This window comes from Pelagimonas sp. KU-00592-HH (genome assembly GCF_040369695.1).
GTDB lineage: Bacteria > Pseudomonadota > Alphaproteobacteria > Rhodobacterales > Rhodobacteraceae > Shimia.
The window spans coordinates 69,384-89,634 of record NZ_BAABWM010000001.1 but is presented as its reverse complement, the minus strand read 5'-3'; the positions used below and the strand labels follow the sequence as shown (position 1 = coordinate 89,634).

Annotated in this window: 16 protein-coding genes and 1 tRNA gene; 10 read left to right on the top strand and 7 right to left on the bottom strand. The window is 60.6% G+C overall.

Annotated features, from left to right (window positions below):
- Positions 1–114: 114 nt before the first annotated feature.
- The gene (locus ABWV42_RS00475) at positions 115–540 is read left to right on the top strand and encodes an Lrp/AsnC family transcriptional regulator (protein WP_255108327.1); all 426 of its coding nucleotides are present in this window, start codon (positions 115–117) and stop codon (positions 538–540) included.
- Positions 541–576: 36 nt separating this feature from the next.
- Here the strand turns inward: ABWV42_RS00475 and ABWV42_RS00470 are convergent, their stop codons facing one another.
- Together ABWV42_RS00470 and ABWV42_RS00465 are read right to left on the bottom strand one after the other, a co-directional pair.
- Complete coding sequence (locus tag ABWV42_RS00470) at positions 577–1,056, bottom strand: disulfide bond formation protein B (protein ID WP_353338425.1); 480 nt, start codon at positions 1,054–1,056, stop codon at positions 577–579.
- Positions 1,053–1,631, bottom strand: coding sequence for a YqaA family protein (locus ABWV42_RS00465; protein WP_353338423.1), 579 nt, complete (start codon positions 1,629–1,631; stop codon positions 1,053–1,055). Before ABWV42_RS00465 ends, ABWV42_RS00470 begins: the two co-directional genes overlap by 4 nt.
- Positions 1,632–1,796: 165 nt before the next feature.
- On the opposite strand from ABWV42_RS00465, the gene ABWV42_RS00460 reads away from it, so the two are divergent.
- From ABWV42_RS00460 to ABWV42_RS00440, 5 genes are all read left to right on the top strand, one after another.
- Entirely contained in the window at positions 1,797–2,831 is a 1,035-nt protein-coding gene (locus ABWV42_RS00460) for a TRAP transporter substrate-binding protein (protein ID WP_353338422.1), read from the top strand.
- A 53-nt stretch (positions 2,832–2,884) separates the two neighbouring features.
- Entirely contained in the window at positions 2,885–4,138 is a 1,254-nt protein-coding gene (locus tag ABWV42_RS00455; RefSeq protein ID WP_353338421.1) for a flavin-dependent oxidoreductase, read from the top strand.
- Positions 4,139–4,150: 12 nt separating this feature from the next.
- Complete coding sequence (locus tag ABWV42_RS00450) at positions 4,151–4,735, top strand: TRAP transporter small permease (RefSeq protein WP_353338420.1); 585 nt, start codon at positions 4,151–4,153, stop codon at positions 4,733–4,735.
- Positions 4,732–6,084, top strand: a complete 1,353-nt coding sequence (locus ABWV42_RS00445) for a TRAP transporter large permease (protein ID WP_353338419.1) — start codon at positions 4,732–4,734, stop codon at positions 6,082–6,084. Before ABWV42_RS00450 ends, ABWV42_RS00445 begins: the two co-directional genes overlap by 4 nt.
- Before the next feature lie 61 nt (positions 6,085–6,145).
- Positions 6,146–6,231 (top strand) — tRNA-Leu (locus tag ABWV42_RS00440).
- A gap of 138 nt (positions 6,232–6,369) precedes the next feature.
- Here ABWV42_RS00440 and ABWV42_RS00435 read toward each other — a convergent pair.
- The gene (locus ABWV42_RS00435) at positions 6,370–9,426 is read right to left on the bottom strand and encodes an efflux RND transporter permease subunit (protein WP_353338418.1); all 3,057 of its coding nucleotides are present in this window, start codon (positions 9,424–9,426) and stop codon (positions 6,370–6,372) included.
- An 11-nt stretch (positions 9,427–9,437) separates the two neighbouring features.
- Positions 9,438–10,505, bottom strand: coding sequence for an efflux RND transporter periplasmic adaptor subunit (locus ABWV42_RS00430; RefSeq protein WP_353338417.1), 1,068 nt, complete (start codon positions 10,503–10,505; stop codon positions 9,438–9,440).
- A 359-nt stretch (positions 10,506–10,864) separates the two neighbouring features.
- On the opposite strand from ABWV42_RS00430, the gene ABWV42_RS00425 reads away from it, so the two are divergent.
- Positions 10,865–11,449: a Hint domain-containing protein gene (locus ABWV42_RS00425; protein ID WP_353338416.1), complete on the top strand. Its 585-nt coding sequence runs from the start codon at positions 10,865–10,867 to the stop codon at positions 11,447–11,449.
- On the opposite strand, the gene ABWV42_RS00420 is transcribed toward ABWV42_RS00425, so the two are convergent.
- A complete protein-coding gene (locus tag ABWV42_RS00420) occupies positions 11,434–12,084 on the bottom strand; it encodes a nucleotidyltransferase family protein (RefSeq protein WP_353338415.1) in 651 nt (216 codons plus the stop codon). The genes ABWV42_RS00425 and ABWV42_RS00420 overlap by 16 nt on opposite strands.
- Before the next feature lie 29 nt (positions 12,085–12,113).
- Positions 12,114–14,531, bottom strand: a complete 2,418-nt coding sequence (locus ABWV42_RS00415; protein ID WP_353338414.1) for a GcvT family protein — start codon at positions 14,529–14,531, stop codon at positions 12,114–12,116.
- Positions 14,532–14,691: 160 nt separating this feature from the next.
- Between ABWV42_RS00415 and ABWV42_RS00410 the strand changes: the two genes are divergently transcribed.
- Positions 14,692–15,261, top strand: a complete 570-nt coding sequence (locus ABWV42_RS00410) for a YceI family protein (protein ID WP_353338413.1) — start codon at positions 14,692–14,694, stop codon at positions 15,259–15,261.
- Between the two features lie 432 nt (positions 15,262–15,693).
- Positions 15,694–18,123, top strand: a complete 2,430-nt coding sequence (locus tag ABWV42_RS00405; RefSeq protein WP_353338412.1) for a GcvT family protein — start codon at positions 15,694–15,696, stop codon at positions 18,121–18,123.
- A gap of 87 nt (positions 18,124–18,210) precedes the next feature.
- Here the strand turns inward: ABWV42_RS00405 and ABWV42_RS00400 are convergent, their stop codons facing one another.
- On the bottom strand, positions 18,211–18,621 hold the full coding sequence (locus ABWV42_RS00400) for a Fur family transcriptional regulator (RefSeq protein WP_255108022.1): 411 nt from the start codon (positions 18,619–18,621) through the stop codon (positions 18,211–18,213).
- A 333-nt stretch (positions 18,622–18,954) separates the two neighbouring features.
- Between ABWV42_RS00400 and ABWV42_RS00395 the strand changes: the two genes are divergently transcribed.
- Positions 18,955–20,241: a DEAD/DEAH box helicase gene (locus tag ABWV42_RS00395; RefSeq protein ID WP_353338411.1), complete on the top strand. Its 1,287-nt coding sequence runs from the start codon at positions 18,955–18,957 to the stop codon at positions 20,239–20,241.
- The last annotated feature ends 10 nt before the right edge of the window (positions 20,242–20,251 follow it).

Sequence of the window (20,251 nt, the reverse complement as noted above, 5' to 3'; positions counted from 1 at the left end):
TTGTCCGTCGCATTTCGATTGTTTTCAAAATGCGTTCGATTTGTGTTGATTTGGACCCGACAATTTGCTCAATACGGTCGCCAATAAAGCAAATCGGAAATGGAAACCGTCAAAATGGATGATCTGGACCGCAAGTTGATCTCGACCCTGCGCCATGATGCGCGCGCGTCCCTGTCGGATCTGGCGATTCTACTGGGGGTGTCGCGCACCACCGTTCGCGGCCGGATCGAACGGCTGCGCGACCAGGGGGTGATTGTCGGATTTACCGTTGTCCTGAAAGAGGATGCCCATCGCGACGCGGTGCGTGGCTTGATGATGATCGGTATCGAGGGGCGGGGCGCGGAGCGTGTCACCCGCCAACTTGGCGGGCTGCCTGCAGTGCGGGCGATTCACTCAACCAACGGGCGGTGGGACCTGATTGTCGAACTGGGCACCGCAACCCTTGAGGAACTCGACGAGGTGCTGGGCCGGATTCGCCGTTTCGAAGGAGTCAGCACTTCGGAAACGAACCTGCTGCTTGCCACGAAAAAATCGGGCTAGACAATCTTCGGGAAGATTGTCGGGCCACAGGATTTTCTAGAAAATTCTGTGCTTTCCGTCCGGCAGGCGGGCCGCCCAGAACCACAGAACCGCCACCACAAGCGATCCGATGCCGTTCAGGTTGGCCATTGTCAGCCCCATCATCTGCCAGGGGATTTCGTCACACAGCACCGGCGCCGCGCCTTCAAAGCTCAGCAGGTTATCCATGTCCGAGGACAGCCCGCGCCCCGTGCAAGAGGCTGGTCCGGGCCACCATTTCCGCTCAACGCCGGAATGATAGAAGCCGATGAAGGATGTGGTCAGCGCGGCAAGCCCCGCGAGATAGGGCAGGATACGGGTGCCGAAAAAGACCGCTGCGAGCCCGATCAGGGAGGCCGCCCAATGCGGCCAGCGCTGCCAGTAGCACATGGCGCAGGGCGCAAGCCCGCCGATGTATTGAAACGCCCAGGCCCCGAGGATCGAGGCAATCGAAAAGGCGGTCAGGCCCATCAGGATGGCACGGCGGGACAGGGTCATAGGTACCTCACGAGAAGGAAGCCTCCGAACAGGAGGATCAGGAACAGCGTTGTCATAAGTCCAAGACGACGCTCGATAAAGTCACGAATTGGTGCGCCGAATTTCCAGAGCAGCGCCGCCACGAGGAAAAAACGGATTCCGCGCGCGATGATCGCGGTGCCGACAAAGGTTGCAAGCGGCATGCCGGTCCAGCCCGACATGATGGTGATCACCTTGAAGGGGAAGGGGGTGATGCCCGCGCCAAGGACTGCCCAGAACCCGAAATCGTTGAACCGGCTGTTAAACTCGCTCATGGCGTCGGCCTTGCCGAGGCTGGCAAGGATCGGCTGGCCGATCTGGTCAAAGGCAAAGGCGCCGATGGCATAGCCCAGCACCCCGCCCAGCACCGACGCGACAAGGGCTACGGTGGCAATCAGCCAGGCCCGCGACGGTCGGGCGAGGATCATCGGGATCATCAGGACATCCGGCGGGATCGGAAAGACCGAACTTTCCGCAAAACTCACCAATGCGAGAACCCAAAGCGCGCGCGGATGATCGGCCATGCGCAGGGTCCAATTATAGAGATTGGTCAGCATACTGCCCGCTTCCCGTTTCTTTGTTGCCGGAATCAGAAACTATCCGGATGAAGATTTCACACATAAAGTGCGTGACTTATGGGGGGCTCCTATGGTTGCCTTGACGAACAGGGCATCCAAGGGAGGTTGGTGCCCAAGATGTATTGCGAACTGGGAGGATACGCAATGAAACTCACGCTCAAGGCGGCGCTTGCAGGTGCCGTGGCCCTCACGCTGACGGCGGGAACGTCCTTTGCACAGGAGGTGACACTGCGCTGTCAGCATTTCCTGTCGCCCAAGGCCTCGATTCCGAAGTACTTCATCGCGCCCTGGGCCGAGAAGGTCGAAAAGGACAGCGGCGGCCGGATCAAGGTGGAAATCTATCCGGCGATGCAGCTGGGCGGCAAACCGCCCGCGCTTTACGACCAGATCCGTGATGGCGTGATCGATTGTGGCTGGGCGCTGCCCGCCTATACGCCGGGTCGTTTCCCCGAAACCGAAGTGTTCGAACTGCCGTTCATGACCTCGATGAGTGCCGAGGCCTCGTCCAAGGCGTTCTGGGAGTTCTACGAGAAACACGCAACCGCCCGCCTTGGCGACATCAAGGTGATGGCGCTGCACGTACATGGCCCTGGTGTGATCCACAAGAAGGGGGATCCGATCACTTCGACCGCGGATTTCAAGGGGCTGAAACTGCGCGGCCCGTCGCGCCAGGCCAACGCGCTTTTGGAAACCCTTGGGGCAACGCCTGTCGGTATGCCGGTGCCGGCCTTCCCCGAAGCCCTGTCAAAAGGCGTGGTGGATGGCGGTGTGATCCCTTGGGAAATCGTTCCGCCGCTCAAGGTGCATGAACTTGCCGACAGCCACACCCAGATCGGTGGCGATCGTGCGCTTTACAACACCACCTTCATCTGGGGCATGAACAAGGCCAAGTACGACAGCCTGCCTGATGATCTGAAGGCGGTGATTGATGCCAACTCGGGCCTCGAGGTCTCTGGCCTTGCCGGTCGCGGCATGGATACCGGCGATACCGGTGGCGAGAAGGCGACGGCTGCCAATGGCAACACCATCGTAACGCTTGATCCTTCTGTGGTGGCCGAGCTGCGCGCCATCGGTGATGCCCAGACCGAGGCCTGGATTGCCGACATGTCCGGCCGTGGGCTTGAGGCTCAGGCCATGGTGGATGATGCCAAGGCGCTGGTCGCCAAATACTCGCAGTAAAGCATGGGGAAGGGCGCGTCCGGCACAGTTCGGGCGCGCCTTTGTGACGTTTCATGACCGTATTGATCGCCGGGGCCGGAATTGCCGGTCTGACACTGGGGCTGAGTCTGCATCAACTGGGCGTTCCGTTCCGCATTTTCGAAGCGGTGCGCGAGATCAAACCTCTGGGGGTCGGGATCAACCTGCAACCGCATGCAACCCGCGAACTCATGGAGCTGGGGCTTGAGGACGGGCTGGATCTCGTGGGGCTGCGCACGCAGGAAGTGGCCTATTTCTCGCGCCAGGGCGGGCTGATCTGGTCCGAGCCACGTGGCATGAGTGCCGGCTACAAGTGGCCGCAGTTCTCGATCCATCGCGGTGGCTTGCAGATGTTGCTTTTGCGGAGCCTGCAAGAGCATTGCGGCGTGGGCGTGGTGCAGATGGGAACCGCCGTGACCGGTTGGAAAGACACGGCGGATGGTGTTGAAATTACATTGGAAAACAGAAAAACCGGCGAGGCGCTGGGGATTGAAAAAGGGGCCGTCCTGATTGCCGCGGACGGGATCAATTCGGCGTTGCGGGCCAGCCTCTATCCCGATGAAGGCCCCGCGCAATGGGGCGGGACAATGATGTGGCGCGGTGTTACCAAGGGGCCGCGTTTCCTGACCGGGCGCTCGATGGCCATGGCCGGGGAAAAGCGCCGCAAGTTCGTGATCTATCCGATCGCCGATCTGCCGGATGGCGGCAGCCTGCTAAACTGGATCGCTGACCTGACCATGCCGCCCGACTATCAATGGCGACAGCAGGATTGGAACCGTGGCGGCAATATCGAAGACTTTCTGCCCGAGTTCGCCGACTGGGCGTTTGACTGGCTGAACGTGCCCGAGATCATCCGCAGCGCCGAGGCGATTTACGAGTTCCCGATGGTGGATCGCAATCCGCTGGATCAGTGGACCTTCGGGAACATGACACTGATGGGCGATGCGGCGCATGCGATGTATCCGATCGGCTCGAACGGGGCCAGTCAGGGTATCATCGATGCTCGCATCCTTGCCCGTGAACTCAAACGCCATGGCATGGGGCCAAAGGCCCTAGAGGCCTACGAGGCGGAGCGGCGGGAAAAGGTCAACAAGCTGGTACTGATGAACCGTGGTGACGGGCCGGACAAGATCCTCGACATCGTGGCAGATCGTGCGCCGGATGGGTTTGAAGACATCGAAACCGTCATGCCCCTTGCAGAGCGGCAGGCTTTCGCAGATGGCTACAAGAAAGTGGCGGGCATGGATATGGCGGCACTGAACGCACGTGGCCCCCTGATCGCGGTCTGACAGGAGACATCAATGACACTTGCACCCAATGCACAGCGGCGGATCGGCCGCGTGATCGAGGCAGCCTCGCGCTGGATGGCCTATGGCGGCGGTGTGCTGCTGACGGCCATGGCGGGCATGACGGTGGTGTCGATCATCGGGCGGATGTTCACGGAATATGGGATGGGGCCTGTGCCGGGCGACTATGAACTGGTGGCCAATGGCTGCGCGCTGGCGGTGTTTTCCTTCCTGCCGTTCTGCCAGCTGAAGCGCGGGCATGTGACCGTCGACATCCTGACGGTGAACTTTCCCAAGCGCATCCAGGCGTTGACCGGCCTGATGGGGGATCTGTTGATCGCGGCCGCCGCGCTGGTGATCCTGCGCCAGCTTTGGTTCGGGTTCGGCGAGAAATTCCCCTATGGCAGCGATGGCCTGCGCGACAGCCTTGGCATGGGCTATAAACCCTTCTTTCCGGAAACGACTTATGAATTGGAGATCCCCGTGTGGATACCCTATGGCTTTGCCTTGATCGGCGCGGTGATGTTCGCGCTGGTCGCCCTCTATACCGTCTGGCGCAGTCTCAACTGGGTGCTGGCGGGTGAGGAGGGCGCGCTATGACCGGCCTGACACTTGCCCTGACCGGCTTTGCGCTCATGCTGGGCGGGATTTTCCTGCGGGTTCCGATTGCCCTTGCCATGGCGCTGACGGGGTTCTTTGGCACGTGGTACGTGTTGGGCACGCCGAATGCACCGATGGCGCAGCTCAAGACCCTGACCTATGAAACCTTTTCGAACCAGGGGCTTTCGATCGTGCCGCTGTTCCTTCTGATGGGACAGTTCGCGACGCGCACAGGCATGTCCTCGGCGCTGTTTCGCGCGGCAAGCGATTGGCTTGGCCACCGCAAGGGCGGCGTGGCGATGGCCTCTGTCGGGGCCTGCGCCGGTTTCGGCGCGATCTGCGGCTCGTCACTGGCAACCGCCTCGACGATGGGGCAGGTGGCCCTTCCAGAAATGCGCCGTCGTGGCTATTCCGACAGCCTCTCGACCGGTGTGCTGGCCGCGGGTGGCACCCTCGGCATACTGATCCCGCCCTCTGTGATCCTCGTGATCTATGCCATCATGGCCGAGCAGAATATCGTCAAGATGTTCATGGCCGCCATGGTGCCGGGCTTGCTCGCGGCACTTGGCTATATCCTGACCGTGGCGATCTACGTGCGCCTCAAGCCCGACAGCGCCACCACGGCAGAGCGTGTTCCGATGCGAGAGCGGCTCAAGACCTTTGCGGCGACCTGGCCGGTGATTGCGATCTTTGGTCTTACGATGGGCGGCATCGTGGGCGACTGGAACTGGGCCAAGCCCGGGCCGCAGGCGCTCTTCACACCCAACGAGGCGGCGGCCTTCGGGGCAACGGCGACAGCCCTTTACGGTATCGTTGTTGGCAAGCTGACGTTTCAGGGCTTTCTGAACGCAATCCTCGAGACGGCCAAGGCCACGGCGATGATCTTTTTCATCCTCCTCGGGGCCGAGATCTTCAAGGGCTTCCTTGCCCTGACGCGTGCGCCTGACATGCTGGCCGACTGGGTGCTCAGCGCCGGGTTTGCGCCGCTGATGGTGCTGACCGTCATGCTTTTGGCGTACCTCGTCTTTGGCTGCGTGATGGATTCGCTTTCGATGATCCTGCTGACCATCCCGATCTTCCTGCCGGTGATCGAGGTTCTGGATTTCGGCATGAGCGCCGAAGACACGGCGATCTGGTTTGGCATCATTGCCCTGATCGTGGTCGAAGTTGGGTTGATCACGCCGCCCGTGGGGATGAACCTTTTCATCATCAACGGCGTGGCCCGCGACATCCCGATTTCGCGCACCTATGCCGGCGTTGCGCCCTTTGTTCTGTCTGACCTGATCCGCGTCGTGATCCTCGTGTCCTTCCCGGCGATAACGCTGTGGTTGGTCGGCGTGATGTTTTGACAAAAACCGCGCGTTTGGGGCTGGACCTCGGGCGCGCGCTTGGCTAGACGTTTCGGACGGAGCCCAAGTGGCGGAATGGTAGACGCAGGGGATTCAAAATCCCCCGCCCTTGCGGGCGTGCCGGTTCGAGTCCGGCCTTGGGTACCAAGCTCCTCAAATGATTGACTTTGCCTTCGGGTCCACGTTTCGCGCGGGCTTGATGTCCGCGTTTTGAAGGACTGCATGGTCCCAAAAGAAAAGCCCCGAAGTCGTGGTGACTTCGGGGCTTTCTGTTTGTTTATCGGATCAGGCCTTGGCGGTTTCGCTGGTCTTGATGCGGAAGAAGACCATGTAGAGCGCAGGCACCACCAAGAGCGTGAGAATGGTGGCAAAGCTGAGGCCGAAGACGAGCACCACCGCCATCGAGCGGAAGAAGGCATCGGCGAACAGCGGGATCACCCCGAGAACGGTGGTCAGGGACCCCATCATCACCGGCCGAACACGGCTGGCCGCGGAATCCACCACCGCATCGAACCGCGGCATGCCTTCGGCGATTTCAATGTCCATCTGGTCAACCAGAACGATGGCGTTCTTGATCAGAAGACCCGAAAGCGAAAGCACCCCAAGGATCGCCATGAACTCCATCGGCAACCCTGTTGTGACAAGGCCGAAGGTCACGCCGATCATCGCAAGCGGCACCGTCAGGAAGATGATGAGCGGCTGTCTGATCGCGTTGAACAAGAGGACAACCGTCAGCACCATCGCGGCAAAGCCCATCGGAACTGTCGAGAACACGTCGGCATTGGCTTCGGTGCTGTCGCCATATTCACCCTTCCACTTGAGCTTGTAGCCCGCTGGCAACTCGATCGCCTCGATTTCGGGGCGCAACTCGGTGAACAGGTCGCCGGAAAGGACGCCTGCAACCGGATCGGATTGCGCCTTGATGGTCCAGACACGATCAACGCGGCGATACTTGGCCGAGCGCCACTCGGTCTTGAAGCCGTCCACCAACTGCAACAGGGGCACCGTTCCGCCGGTCACCGCCGAGGGCACCTGAACGGTTTCGATGTTGTCGACGCCAAGCCGTTCGCTTGCCGGGGCGCGTTGCATGATCGGGATCAGATAGTCTTCCTCGCGGTAGATCCCGACCTGCCTTCCGGTGAAGTTGATGTTGATTGCATTGGCCACATCCTCGCGCGTGATGCCAAGACGTCGTGCGCGGGTTTCGTTCATGATCGGTTCGATCACCGGCACGGGCTGACGCCAGTCATCCTTGATCGAGGTTGCGCTCGGATTCGAGGCCATGATGGCCTTGGCCTGGTTGGCCAGATCCCGCAGCACCACCGGATCGGGGCCAGAGAACTGGGCTTCGATCTTGGAGCCGCCGCCGGGGCCAAGCTGGAAGCGCCAGACCTTGGCCTGCACGTCGGGATAGGTGTTGTCGACATGGGCCTTGATCTCGGGGATCATCGTATCGATCTGGTTGTAATCCTCGACTTTGAGAAGCAACTGACCATAGGACGATGCCCGGTCCTCGGGGCCATAGACCAGCATGTAACGGATGGTGCCTCCGCCGGTCAGGGACAGGACGTCGACCACGTTTTCGCGTCCTTTCATCTCTTCAGCCAGTTCCCGGATTATCGAGTCGGTTTCCTCGATATCAGTGCCTTCGGGCAGGAAGACATCCACCACGATCTGGGGCGTCGTGGAGGCGGGGAAGAAGCCCGGCGCAATCAGCGACATTCCCATCACGGCCAGGGCAAAGGCGCCAAAGGCACCGGCGATCACCAGAACTCGCACCTTCAGCAGCACCACCATAAAGCGCTTGTAAAGACGCATCATGGTGCCTTCCTTCTGCTCTTCGACCACGCCCTTGTGCTCCTTGAACAGGAGGTCGGCGAAAAGCGGAACGGCGGTCAGGGCGAAGATCCAGGAGAAGGAAAGTGAAATCATCACAACCCAGAACAGGTGGCCGGTGAATTCGGCTACGTCACCGGGCGCAAAGCCAATAGGGGCGAATGCAATGATGCCCACAACGGTGCCCCCCAGAAGAGGCCACTTGGTGCGGGTCACGATGTCCTTGGCCATCGCCAGCTTGCTCTTGCCCTGACGTACGCCGACAAGGATGCCCTCGGTCACCACGATGGCATTGTCCACCAGCATACCAAGCGCGATGATCAGCGCGCCAAGCGAGATGCGGTGCATCGGAATACCCATCAGGTTCATCGTTGTAAGCGTCGCCGCAATGGTCAGCAGAAGAACCCCGCCGATGACCACGGCCGAGCTGATCCCCATGAAGACCCCAAGCGTGACCAGAACGATCACCAGCGCCATGAGAACGTTCAGGGCAAAGTCCTTTACCGACACGTCCACGATGTCACCCTGATGATAGTAGGTCTCGATCTCGAGGCCGATCGGGCGTTCGCTTTCCAGTTCGGCAATCTTGGCGGTGATGTTGTTGCCGACTTCGACGATGTTCTCGCCCGGCAGAGCCGCCACGCCGATGGCCAGAGCAGGCAAGCCGTTGTAGCGCATGATCTTGGTGGCGGGATCCTTGTAGCCCCGCTTGACCGATGCGATGTCGCGCAGGCGCACAACGCGCGAGTCGTTGCCCGTGGTCACAACCGTGTTTTCCAGTGCCGTGACCGAGTCTGTGGTTTCCGGCAGTTGGATGGTGATCCGCTGTCCGTCGACCTTGACGTTTCCGGACGACACCACGGAGGTGTGTTTTTCCAGTTGGCCAAAGACCTGATCGAGCGTCACGCCGGCAACGGCGAGTTGCTGCTGGTTGAACTCGAGATAGATCGCTTCATCCTGAACGCCGTCAATAACCACCTTGGCTACGCCATCAACCGTCAGAAGCTCGGTGCGCAGTGACTTGGCATAATCCTGCATTTCCCGGGGCGAGAAACCGTCACCGGTCAGGGCATAGAACAGGCCGTAAACGTCGGCATAGTCGTCGTTGACCAGAGGCTCTGCCGCGCCGGGGGGCAGGTTGCGCGCGGCATCCCGCGCCTTGTTACGCAGCTTGGTATAGACGATGTTCAGGTCTTCCTTGGTCTGCGAAAACTCGAACAGGATATCGACGGCGATGGTCGAAAGGCCCGCTTCGGACGTGGACCTCACTTCGTCGACCTCGATCATCTCCTGAAACGCGGTTTCCAGTGTTTCCGTGACCTCGTTGGCCACTTCAAGCGGCGTGGCACCCGGATAGAAGGTGATGACCTGCGCGGTTCTGATGGTGAACTCGGGGTCTTCGAAGCGTGGCATGGTCTGATAGGCCGACCAGCCTCCGAACAGCGAGATCAGGATGACGATCGCGCCGATCAGGCGGTTCTTGATTGAAAACTCGGCAATGCTCATGGTGTTGACCCTTAGTTGCCGAAGCGGCGGATTTTCGTACCTTCAAACAGGTAGGAAGCACCAGCACCCACAATTTGATCGCCTTCACGCAGACCGTCTGTGACCGCCAGCTTGTCGCCGACTTCATCCGCCACGGTGATGTTGCGGCGGCTCACGGTCATGTCGCTTTCGTTGACCAGCCAGACATATGCGGTTGCACCGTCGTGTTGGATCGCTGCCGTGGGGATCTCGATGACGGGAGTATAGGGTTTGGACGCGTCAAGAATGACCTCGGCAATCAGTTCGCCGGTCATGCCCGGGAGAACCGAAAGTTCCTCCGGACGGGTAAAGCTGAACTGTGCTTCATAGGTCTGGGTCGCCGGGTCGGCCTGAAGCGCGATGGCGCGGAATGCGGCGGGGATGGCTTCCAGCGGGGCGACGTCGAGGACAATGTTACTGCTGATGACCTGGAAGTCAGAGGAATCCACCATGCGGCTTGCCGGAACGTTGGCGAGGGCCTTGAAGGCGATTTCGCTTTGCAGGGTGACGATTGCCTGCTGGTCGGAGACCGTCTGGAACTGGTCTACTTCGACAAGGGCCACAACACCGTCGAACGGGGCAAGAAGCGTGGCGTCGCTCAGACGCTTTTCCGCCGCTTCCAAGCTAAGGGCCGCCAGGTCCCGCGAGGTTTTGCGGCTGTCATAGGAGCTCTGGGAGATATTGTCCTGCTGCAAGAGGCGTTCGGCGCGTTCGAACTCTTGTTCCGCCTGTTCCAATTGCGAACGTGCCTGCATGACGTTGTTTTCAAGGATACGGGTGTCGACGCGCGCGATCAGATCGCCTTCCTTGACAACACTTCCCTCGATGACGGGAAGCTCCTGAAGCACGCCGCCTTCCTGCATGGTCAGGACTGCGGATTGTTCGGGCTCGACGACAATTGGGATTTCAACCCGCTGAACTCTGTCCCTTTCAGTTACCGTTAAAATTTTGGCGGGCCGCGCGGGTTTCGCGGCGTCCTGAGCGATCAGAGAGGTTGGCAAGGGGGTGACCAAGCTGGCCACAGCGGCCAATACAAAGGGGGTAAGCAAGCGGGTCCGCATTGGGTGTCCTCTCGAATCCGTACATATTATTATTGGGTATCGTAGCAGACGCCATTTAGTGTTGGCGTGAGAAATTAAAAGAGTGACGTCAGGGGCTTGGAGAAAAAATCTTTCTGGCTGGCCGCGCTTTTGTCTCCTGCGGGTCAAAATCCTGCCCTGATTGCGGAAGAGAACGGGACGACCGGAAATTTCGCCGGTTTTGTGTTTCTCTAGTCTCCAGGTTTTCGATGTCGACTGCCAAACTTCTCGATACGCAAATCGCGCCAGTAAGCGAAGCGCGGAATGTAGCGCCCGATTTGGGTGATCTCACCGAGATCTCTCCACCAGAAACGGTTGCCAAGACGCAGGTCGAGTCTTGCATGGCCCATGACGCAATTGTCGTAACGCTGCGCGGTCGTTGCATGGCGCGTGACCTGGTTGTCGGTGATCTGGTTCTGACGCGCGACAACGGTTACCAGCCGATCCTGTGGATCGGGCGCCCGGAAGGTGCGTGCTCCGCGAACGCCCGTCTGCGCCTCTCCAAGGATTGCATTGATGAAGGGTGCCCCGACCGAGATCTCGAACTTTCGGCGCGTCAGCGCATCCTCATGACCCTTCGGGGCAGTATGGCCGAGGCCTTTTCAAACGATGCACCGGTCGAGGCCTTTGTCCGTGCTCGTGATCTCGCCAGCCTGAACGGGGTGGTCGAGGTGGAGGCTACAGAGGAAAAGGACGTTCAGATCCTCACTCAACGTCACGAGGTGATCCTTGTGAATGGCGTTTGGACCGAGACCTTCCAGCCGGACCGCGCACAGCTGAAAACCCTTCCCAAAGATCAGCGCGATGCGCTTGAGCAGGTGCTGCCGCAGGTCCGTGAGCAAGGTGAGGGCAAGGCCTTCGCGGCTGCCCGTGCGGCCATGCCAGTGCCAATCCTTCAGGAAATCCTGCGTCAGCGCAGTTCCTGAGCCGCGCGCCAGGCGTGCCAGTCTTCCGGGGTATCGAGATCGGTGAGCGCATGCCGGTCGGGCAGGGCGACAAGATGCGGCTTTTCCCCGGACAAGACGGAACGCGCGCCCTGATCCTCTGACAGCGCTTTCAAATCCTCGAAACACCGCCTTGGGAAAATCACCGGATGGCCGGGTTTGCCATCTTGCGACGTGGCCCGGAGCAAGTCTTCCTGCGGCGCGTCCTCCCATGCCGTGCAAAGCGTGGCGATATCCGTGCGTGTGATCTCGGGCATGTCCGCAGGCAGGATCATGACCGCACCAATACCGTCGGGCAGGGCGGCTACGCCGCCTGCAATCGAATGTCCCATGCCTTTTGCGGCGTCGGGAACGTTTACCAAAACCGCACCGGAATTTGACAGCGCCTGCCAGCGTGCGGGGCGATCCGGAGGCAGGGCGGCATAGACCGGACAGCCGGATGCTTTGGCCCGCGCCACCATCGTCGCAACAAGCGGTGCGCCCTCAACCTCCTGCAACAGCTTGTCGTCGTCTCCCATCCGCGAGGATCGACCGGCAGCAAGGATCAGGATGGCAAGCATGAACGCCCCGTGGAAATGAAAACCGCCAGCGAACAGAAGGCCCGCTGGCGGTTGCATTAAATCTCAGATCGCATCCGAGAGGAAGATCAGCCGCGCATCCGCGCGCCGTCTGCATCGAAAAGCGGTTCGGAAATCAGGCGGGCCTTGCGCATGCTGCCAAGGATTTCGATCTCCACCTCAAGCCCGTCCTCCACGCGATCCACCGGCACGAACCCCTGTGCGATGGATTTCTGCGCAAAGTGGCTGTAGCCGCCCGAGGTGCAGAACCCGACGACCTTGCCATCCAGCCAGATCGGTTCATAGGCGTTCACATCCGCATCATCGGCATCAACCTCGAAGGCACAGAGTTTGCGTGCCGGACCCGCTTCCCGTTCCGCCTCGGCAGCGGCGCGGCCGATAAAGTCCACGTTTTTCTTGAAGCTGATGAACCGATCAAGACCGGTCTCGGCTGCGGTGTAATCCGGCGAGAATTCCGCCAGCCACGATCCGAAGAACTTGTCGAGGCGCAGGCTCATCATGGCGCGCATCCCGAAGGGCTTCATGCCGTGCGGCTGACCTGCATCCCAAAGGACATTCCACAGGGCCCGTTGCGAGGGCAGATCACAGTAGATCTCATACCCAAGGTCGCCGGTATAGGACACGCGCTGAACGATGCAGTCCGCCATGCCAACCGTTATCCGGCGCACATCCATGAATTTCATGTCGCTGATGTCCGTCCGGGTGCAGGCCTGCAGCACCTCGCGCGCCTTGGGGCCGGCGATCTGGAAACCGTTGCGCGTGTCCGAGACGTTGATGACCTCGACACCATCGTCCAGATTCTGCTGGAACCAGCGCATGTGATAGGCCTGCGAACCATAAGACGCCGTCAGCTGGTACTCGGTCTCGCTAAGGCACGAGATCGTGAAATCACCGATCAGACGCCCCTTGGGCGACAACATCGGGGTGAGGGACAGGCGGCCCGGTTTCGGCACGCGCCCTGCCATGATGCGATCCAGCCACGCGCGGGCGCCGTCGCCCTTGATGACATATTTTCCGAAGTTGTGGGTCTCGTTGATGCCCACCGCAGAGCGCACCGCGTTGACTTCACGCGCGGTGGCCTCAAAGGCGTTTGAGCGGCGGAAGGATGGCGTCTCGAAGCGTGGCTCATCGCCTTCGGCAAAATAGTTTGGCACTTCAAGGCCGTATTGCTGGCCCCAGACCGCGCCCATGCTGTCGAAGATGTCGTACATCGGGGTGGTGCGGAACGGACGTGCAGCGGGAAGCTCTTCGTTCGGGTAGGAGACCGAGAAACGCTTCTGGTAGTTCTCAATCACCTTCGGCAGCGTATAGCCGGGGGTGATCCAGTCACCGAACCGCGCGATGTCCATCGCCATCGTGTCGCGTTCGCATTCGCCTTCGATCATCCATTGCGCCAGCATCAGGCCAACCCCGCCGCCCTGGCTGAAGCCCGCCATCACGCCACAGGCCGACCAATAGTTGCGCATTCCCGGAACGGGCCCCACGAGCGGGTTGCCGTCAGGCGCGAAGGTGAAGGGTCCGTGGATCGACGATTTGATGCCAGCCGCCTCCAGCGCGGGAAAGCGTTTGTAGGCGAAATCGATCGAGTCCTCGATCTTGTCGAAATCGTCAGGCAGGAGTTCGTGGCCAAAGTCCCAGGAGGTGCCATCCACCGCCCAGGGTTTGCAAGGCTGTTCATAGAACCCGATGCAGAGGCCGCGGCCTTCCTGCCGCAAATAGCTTTCGCCGGCGGGGTCCATCACATGCGGGTGTTCGCCACCGCCGTCGATGATCTCGGCAATCATCGGCACTTCATCCGTCACCAGATAGATGTGTTCCATCGGGTGCAGCGGCATGTACACGCCTGCCATCGCGCCCACTTCGCGCGCCCAGAGGCCGCCTGCGTTGACGATGTGCTCGGCGTGGATCGTGCCCTTGTTGGTCACCACATCCCAGCTGCCATCGGGGCGCTGGTTGGTTTCCTTGACCATGCAATGCGTCTCGATGGTCGCGCCGCCCATGCGCGCGGCCTTGGCATAGGCGTGGGTGGTGCCCGAAGGGTCAAGGTGCCCGTCCAGAGGATCGTAGAGACCGCCGATGATCCCGTCGACATTGGTGACAGGCGCGATCTTCTTGATCTCTTCCGGGGTTACAATTTCCGTTTCGAGCCCCATGAAACGGTGCTTGGCCCGTTCCGCAACCAGCATGTCAAAGCGTTCCTGATTGTCCGCCAGCGTCACGCCGCCAACGTGGTGCAGGCCACAGGACATGCCGGTGATCTCTTCCAGTTCCTTGTAGAGCTTGATGGTATAGCCCTGAAGGGCCGCCATGTTGGTGTCCCCGTTCAGCGTGTGAAAGCCGCCCGCCGCGTGCCATGTCGAACCGGATGTCAGCTCCGAACGCTCCAGCAGCATCACGTCTGACCACCCGAGTTTGGTCAGGTGATAAAGGACGGAGCAGCCGACAACGCCGCCGCCAATGACAACAACACGGGTGGTGGTTTTCATGGGGAACCTCTGATGTGATTTTTGTCGACCTTGACAGATGTGTCCAATGCGGCTTGTCCGTTTTCGACAAAGGGTGACGTTTTTGTGTTTTCGTCTTTCTTGCCCCCAGGTCACGCGAACGTTGTGTGCATGTGATGTGTGCACTGGTAATCTGGACGGTATGAAGAGACTCGCTTTTTTCCTGACCAGCATTTTGCTGGCTGTTTTTGTGTCGGTCGCCCATGCAGCACCGCAGGCCTATGTTCTCGCGCAAGGGTCAAAGGTCGAGTTTTTCTATTCCTCCGGCCCCGAGCCGACACGCGGCACCTTTCCCATTACCGGTGCCGACATCGTGGTGGATCTGGAAAACGTGCGTCGTTCGCGCGTCGACGTGGATGTCTCAACGGCGCGTGTGCGGGTTGCCGATCCCTTTGGCATGGTGGCCCTGAAGGGCGAGGATATGCTCCATACCGGGCGCTATCCGACCGCCCGTTTCCAAAGCCGCAGGATCACGCGCACGCGGGACGGGGCCCAGATCGAGGGTGATCTGACCCTCAAGGGGATCAGGGTGCCTGTGGTGCTACAGGCGGTTTTCATGCGCAAAAGCTCCGCACCGGTCGACAATTCCGAACTGATCCTGCGCGTGTCGGGCGAGGTCTCTCGCAAGGCCTTTGGCATCACCGGCTTCCCCAACCTCGTCAAGGACATGATCCGCCTCGACTTTGTCGTGAACATCGCCAGACCCATCTGAGACCGGTCAACAGTGGGATCTACCCGCCCTATAGCGTCGTGAATACGATCGGCGGGTTGCTGGTGATCGTCGGGGGGCGGGCGCGTGTCGTCGTAGGAGGCAACAGTCTCTCCGGTGTTTCGGGCGCATCGGGGTCGTCTTCTGTTGACGTATCACTCGCCGTCTCCGACGCTAGGATCGGAATGGCTGCCACGCCAAGCATGGCCAAAACGCTCCAAAACAACATCGCCTATAAGTTCCACTTTTGGTCTAACTGATTTTGTCTCTGCAATTCCCACGCAGTCTGCCCTTTGAAAGTGAAATTGCTAGTTTGCCTCGGCCTGAAAGAGGCTGGCTTACGACCGAAAGTGTCGCAAAGGGGCATTTTTGGCTCGGCTCTGCGGGTCAGTCTTGGGATCAGACATATGAAACCTGACACGGGAACAAGAACCTATGCGGACCCAGGCACGGGCCGTCGTGATCGGCGGCGGCGTCATCGGATGCTCGATTCTCTACCACCTCACCAAGCTCGGCTGGAGCGACGTTATCCTTCTTGAGCGCGATGAACTGACATCGGGCTCGACTTGGCACGCGGCGGCCAACATTCACGGCCTGCACGACAGCGCCAACATCAGCCGCCTGCAGCACTACACCATGCGCCTCTATGACGAGCTGGAATCCGAGACCGGCCAGTCCTGCGGCGTTTTCCGCCCCGGTTCGCTTTACCTCGCACAGACCGAGAACCGCGAACACCAGCTCAAGCTGCAAGCCGCCAAGGCCAAGCTCTACGGCATGAACTTCCACGAGATCAGCCGCGACGAGGCCGAGCGCCTGCACCCGCTGGTCAATTTCGATGGCATCCGCACCATCATGTGGGAACCCGATGGCGGCAACGTCGACCCGTCTGGCGTGACCAATGCCTATGCCGTGGGCGCACGCCAGCGCGGGGCCGAGATCAACCGCTTCACGCCGGTCATCGGCACCGAACAGCAGCCCGACGGAAGCTGGATCGTAAAGACCACCAAGGGCGATATCCACACTGAGTGGGTCATCAACGCCGCCGGTCTCTGGGGGCGTGAAGTCGCCAAGCTGGCAGGCATCGAGGTGCCGCTCCAGCCCACCGAACACCAGTATTTCGTGACCGAAACCATCGCCGAGATCGACGCGATGGATCGCCGTCTGCCATCCGTGGCGGATCGTGACGGCGAATACTACCTACGCCAGGAGGGCAAGGGCCTGCTGATTGGTGCCTACGAAAAAGACATGCGGTTCTGGGCCGAAGACGGCACGCCGCTTGATTTTGCCCATGATCTCTTCCCCGATGATCTCGAGCGGATCGAGGAAAACATGATGCGCGCCATCGACCGGGTTCCGGCGGTTGGCACCGCGGGCATCAAGCGCGTGATCAACGGCCCGATGATCTGGTCGCCCGACTCGAACGTGATCCTTGGCCCGGTGCCGGAACTGAAGAACTATTTCATGTGCGGTGGCATCATTCCGGGCTTCTCGCAGTCGGCGGGTATGGGCCTCATGGTGGCGCAGTGGATCATCGAAGGCGAGATGCAGTACGACATGTTCCCCTGGGACGTGGCGCGCTTTGGCCACTGGGCGAACAACCCCGATTTCGTCAAGGCCAAGGTCCAGGACGTCTATGCCCACCGCTTTGCCATCCACTTCCCCAACGAGGAACGCGCCGCGGGCCGTCCGCTGCGCACCCGTCCGATCTACGAGATGCAAAAGGACATGGGCGCAGTCTTTGGGTTGAACTACGGCTGGGAGCATCCGCTCTGGTTCGCGAAAGAACCGGGCACCGTCGATACCAACGGGTTCACCCGCCAGAACTGGTGGGAGCCGGTTGGCGAGGAATGCCACATGCTGCGCGATCGTGCGGGCATCATCGACATTTCGAACTTTGCCAAGTACTGCGTGAAGGGGGCAGGGGCCGAAGACTGGCTGAACGCCGTCTTTGCCAACACCATGCCGAAATCCGTGGGCCGCTCGTGCCTGACGCCGCTGATTGGCGTGCGGGGCGGGATCGCGGGCGACGCCACCGTGACGCGCGTGGCCGAGGACGAGTTCTACGTGATCTCGTCGGGCATGGCAGAACGCTATCACAAGCGGTTCTTCGACATGGTCCCGCTGCCCGAAGGCACCACTTTCGAAAGCCTGACCGACACCATGTGCGGCTTCAACGTGGCAGGACCGCAGTCGCGCGAGTTGCTGCAACGCCTGACCAACACCTCGCTTGGCACCGAGGATTTCCCCTTCATGCGGTCGCAGTGGATCGACATTGCAGGCGTGCGTGCCCTTGCGCTGCGGGTGTCGTTCACCGGCGATCTCGGCTGGGAACTGCACTGCGCGGTGGAGGATCAGAAACGCCTCTATGAAGCTCTGCTGGACGCCGGCAAAGAGTTCGGCGCCGGCCCCGTTGGCGGCCGTGCGCTGATGTCGCTGCGGGTCGAGAAGGGCTATGGCTCGTGGAGCCGCGAATACAGCCCGGAATACTGGCCGCAGGAAGTGGGGCTCGAGCGGCTGTGCAAGCTGAACAAGGACTTCCTCAACAAGGCGGCTGTCGAAGAGGTGCTGGCACAGGAGCCGCGCGAGCAGCTGGTGTTGATCCATATCGACGAAGAGGCGGTCAAGGCGTCAAACGCCGACGCAACGGGGGGCGAGCCGATCTTCAAGGATGGCGAAGGCATCGGCCGCGTGACCTCGGGCACCTATGGCTACACCGTGGGCATGTCGCTGGCGCTTGGCTATGTCAAACACGGCAAGGCCAGCCCCGGAGACAGCGTTGAGGTGATGGTGCTGGGCCAACCCCACAAGGGTGTGATCCTGTCCGAGCCGCCGTTTGATCCCAAGGGTGAAAAGCTGCGCGCCTGATTGCCAAAGCAAAAGGGACATTCTTCTCGAAGAATGTCCCGCCGCAAAATTTTTCGAAAAATTTTGGTCGCCCGGCCGTGAGGGGGCCTATTTCTTGATCGGAACGCCGTAAAGTTCGAGCTTGTGGCCCTTTAGCGTGTAGCCCAGCTTGGCCGCGATCTTTTCCTGCAGGGCTTCGATCTCCGGATCGACGAATTCAATCACTTCGCCCGAGTTGATATCGATCAGGTGATCGTGGTGTTCGCGCTCTGCATCCTCATAGCGGGCACGGCCGTCGCCGAATTCCAGCTTGTCGAGGATGCCGGCCTCTTCGAACAGCTTGACGGTTCGGTAGACCGTCGCCAGCGAGATCCCGGCGTCCCTTGCAGAAGCACGTGCATAGAGCTCTTCCACATCGGGGTGGTCCGCGCTTTCCTGCAAAACCGCGGCAATCACACGACGTTGTTCTGTCATGCGCAGGCCCTTGGCCTCGCAGCGGGAAATGATGGTGTCCGGCATTTATGCTGTCCCTGCTTGTGTTGGAGAAGGTTTTTAACCGCTGCAAAGGCCGCATTCCACCTCTTTTCACTGGGGATAAGCCACCTTTCGCGCTTGACAGCAAAGGCGCAACACCCCATGTGCAACCCCAACCGCCTTCTGCCGCGTGAGCATCAAATCAAGACCGAAAGTGAATTTCGGCCAAGGCGTTCATCCCGATCCCAAGATCACGCGTGGGCTCAGGGGCGTGTTGACCGCGACGTGAAAGGCGCGGGGCAAGCGGCCCATCCACCTGAGGCTCCGCGATGCGGGGCGATGCAAGGCGTCGTTCATATGCGGCGTCGGAAAGCTGTTATGACGACATTCAACGATCTTGGCCTGCCCAAGAAGCTGGTCGAGAAACTGGTGAAAACCGGTATCGACAAACCCACCCCGATCCAGGAGCGCGCCATTCCGCTGGCGCTGGAAGGCCGCGATGTCATGGGCCTTGCCCAGACCGGCACCGGCAAGACGCTGGCCTTTGGCCTGCCGCTGATCGCGCGTCTGCAATCCTATGGCCGCAAACCAGAGCCCAAGACCGCGCGCGCCCTGATCCTTGCGCCAACCCGCGAGTTGGTGAACCAGATCAAGGAAAACCTTGCGGTGCTGGTTGATGGCACGCCGTTCAAGGTTGGTCTTGTTGTTGGCGGTGTTTCGATCAACCCGCAGATCAACCGCGTTGCCAAAGGCACCGACATCATTGTCGCTACGCCGGGCCGCCTGATCGACCTGTTGGAACGCGAAGCCATTGACCTCTCGGCCACCGATTTCCTCGTGCTGGATGAGGCCGACCAAATGCTTGATCTCGGCTTTATCCATGCCCTGCGCAAGATTGCGGAATTCCTGCCCGAGAAGCGCCACACGATGCTGTTTTCGGCCACCATGCCAAAGCAGATGTCCGAGATCGCGGGCGCCTATCTCGACAATCCCGAACGGGTTCAGGTCTCGCCTCCGGGCAAGGCTGCCGACAAGATCACCCAGGGCATCCACTTTATCGCCAAGGCCGAGAAGACCAGCCTGCTGATCGAGCTTCTGGATGCCCACCGCGACGAGGCGGCAATTGTCTTTGCCCGCACCAAACACGGGTCCGACCGGCTGATGAAGGCGCTGGACCGGGCGGGTTATGCCACGGCGGCGGTGCATGGGAACAAGAGCCAGGGCCAGCGGGAGCGTGCAATCAAGGCGTTCCGTGAAGGCGAAACCATGGTTCTCGTAGCCACCGATGTGGCGGCGCGCGGCCTTGATATCCCGCAGGTGCGCCACGTCTACAACTACGATCTGCCGAATGTGCCCGAAAACTATGTGCACCGCATCGGCCGCACCGCGCGGGCCGGGATGGATGGCGCCGCTGTCGCCTTCTGTTCGCCCGATGAGGTGGACGAGTTGAAGGCGATCCAGAAGGTCATGAAGATGACCATTCCGGTTCTGTCCGGTCGTCCCTGGATGGGGCTGGAAGACCCCAAGCAGAAATCCAAGGGCGGGCAGGGGCGTCGTGTCTGGCAGGGCGGCGAAAAGCCAAAAGGGGGCGGCAAGCCTTCGGGTGGGCCGCGCCGTCGCCGCAAGGGGCCGCCGCGCGGCAAGTCGCGTCGGGCCAACGGATAAGACACACGCA

What these genes read in the sequence shown, in the direction of transcription:
- ABWV42_RS00475 (WP_255108327.1), top strand. Translation starts at nt 115, where the DNA reads ATGGATGATCTGGACCGCAAGTTGATCTCGACCCTGCGCCATGATGCG.
- ABWV42_RS00470 (WP_353338425.1), bottom strand. Translation starts at nt 1,056, where the DNA reads ATGACCCTGTCCCGCCGTGCCATCCTGATGGGCCTGACCGCCTTTTCG.
- ABWV42_RS00465 (WP_353338423.1), bottom strand. Translation starts at nt 1,631, where the DNA reads ATGCTGACCAATCTCTATAATTGGACCCTGCGCATGGCCGATCATCCG.
- ABWV42_RS00460 (WP_353338422.1), top strand. Translation starts at nt 1,797, where the DNA reads ATGAAACTCACGCTCAAGGCGGCGCTTGCAGGTGCCGTGGCCCTCACG.
- ABWV42_RS00455 (WP_353338421.1), top strand. Translation starts at nt 2,885, where the DNA reads ATGACCGTATTGATCGCCGGGGCCGGAATTGCCGGTCTGACACTGGGG.
- ABWV42_RS00450 (WP_353338420.1), top strand. Translation starts at nt 4,151, where the DNA reads ATGACACTTGCACCCAATGCACAGCGGCGGATCGGCCGCGTGATCGAG.
- ABWV42_RS00445 (WP_353338419.1), top strand. Translation starts at nt 4,732, where the DNA reads ATGACCGGCCTGACACTTGCCCTGACCGGCTTTGCGCTCATGCTGGGC.
- ABWV42_RS00435 (WP_353338418.1), bottom strand. Translation starts at nt 9,426, where the DNA reads ATGAGCATTGCCGAGTTTTCAATCAAGAACCGCCTGATCGGCGCGATC.
- ABWV42_RS00430 (WP_353338417.1), bottom strand. Translation starts at nt 10,505, where the DNA reads ATGCGGACCCGCTTGCTTACCCCCTTTGTATTGGCCGCTGTGGCCAGC.
- ABWV42_RS00425 (WP_353338416.1), top strand. Translation starts at nt 10,865, where the DNA reads ATGGCCCATGACGCAATTGTCGTAACGCTGCGCGGTCGTTGCATGGCG.
- ABWV42_RS00420 (WP_353338415.1), bottom strand. Translation starts at nt 12,084, where the DNA reads ATGCAACCGCCAGCGGGCCTTCTGTTCGCTGGCGGTTTTCATTTCCAC.
- ABWV42_RS00415 (WP_353338414.1), bottom strand. Translation starts at nt 14,531, where the DNA reads ATGAAAACCACCACCCGTGTTGTTGTCATTGGCGGCGGCGTTGTCGGC.
- ABWV42_RS00410 (WP_353338413.1), top strand. Translation starts at nt 14,692, where the DNA reads ATGAAGAGACTCGCTTTTTTCCTGACCAGCATTTTGCTGGCTGTTTTT.
- ABWV42_RS00405 (WP_353338412.1), top strand. Translation starts at nt 15,694, where the DNA reads ATGCGGACCCAGGCACGGGCCGTCGTGATCGGCGGCGGCGTCATCGGA.
- ABWV42_RS00400 (WP_255108022.1), bottom strand. Translation starts at nt 18,621, where the DNA reads ATGCCGGACACCATCATTTCCCGCTGCGAGGCCAAGGGCCTGCGCATG.
- ABWV42_RS00395 (WP_353338411.1), top strand. Translation starts at nt 18,955, where the DNA reads ATGACGACATTCAACGATCTTGGCCTGCCCAAGAAGCTGGTCGAGAAA.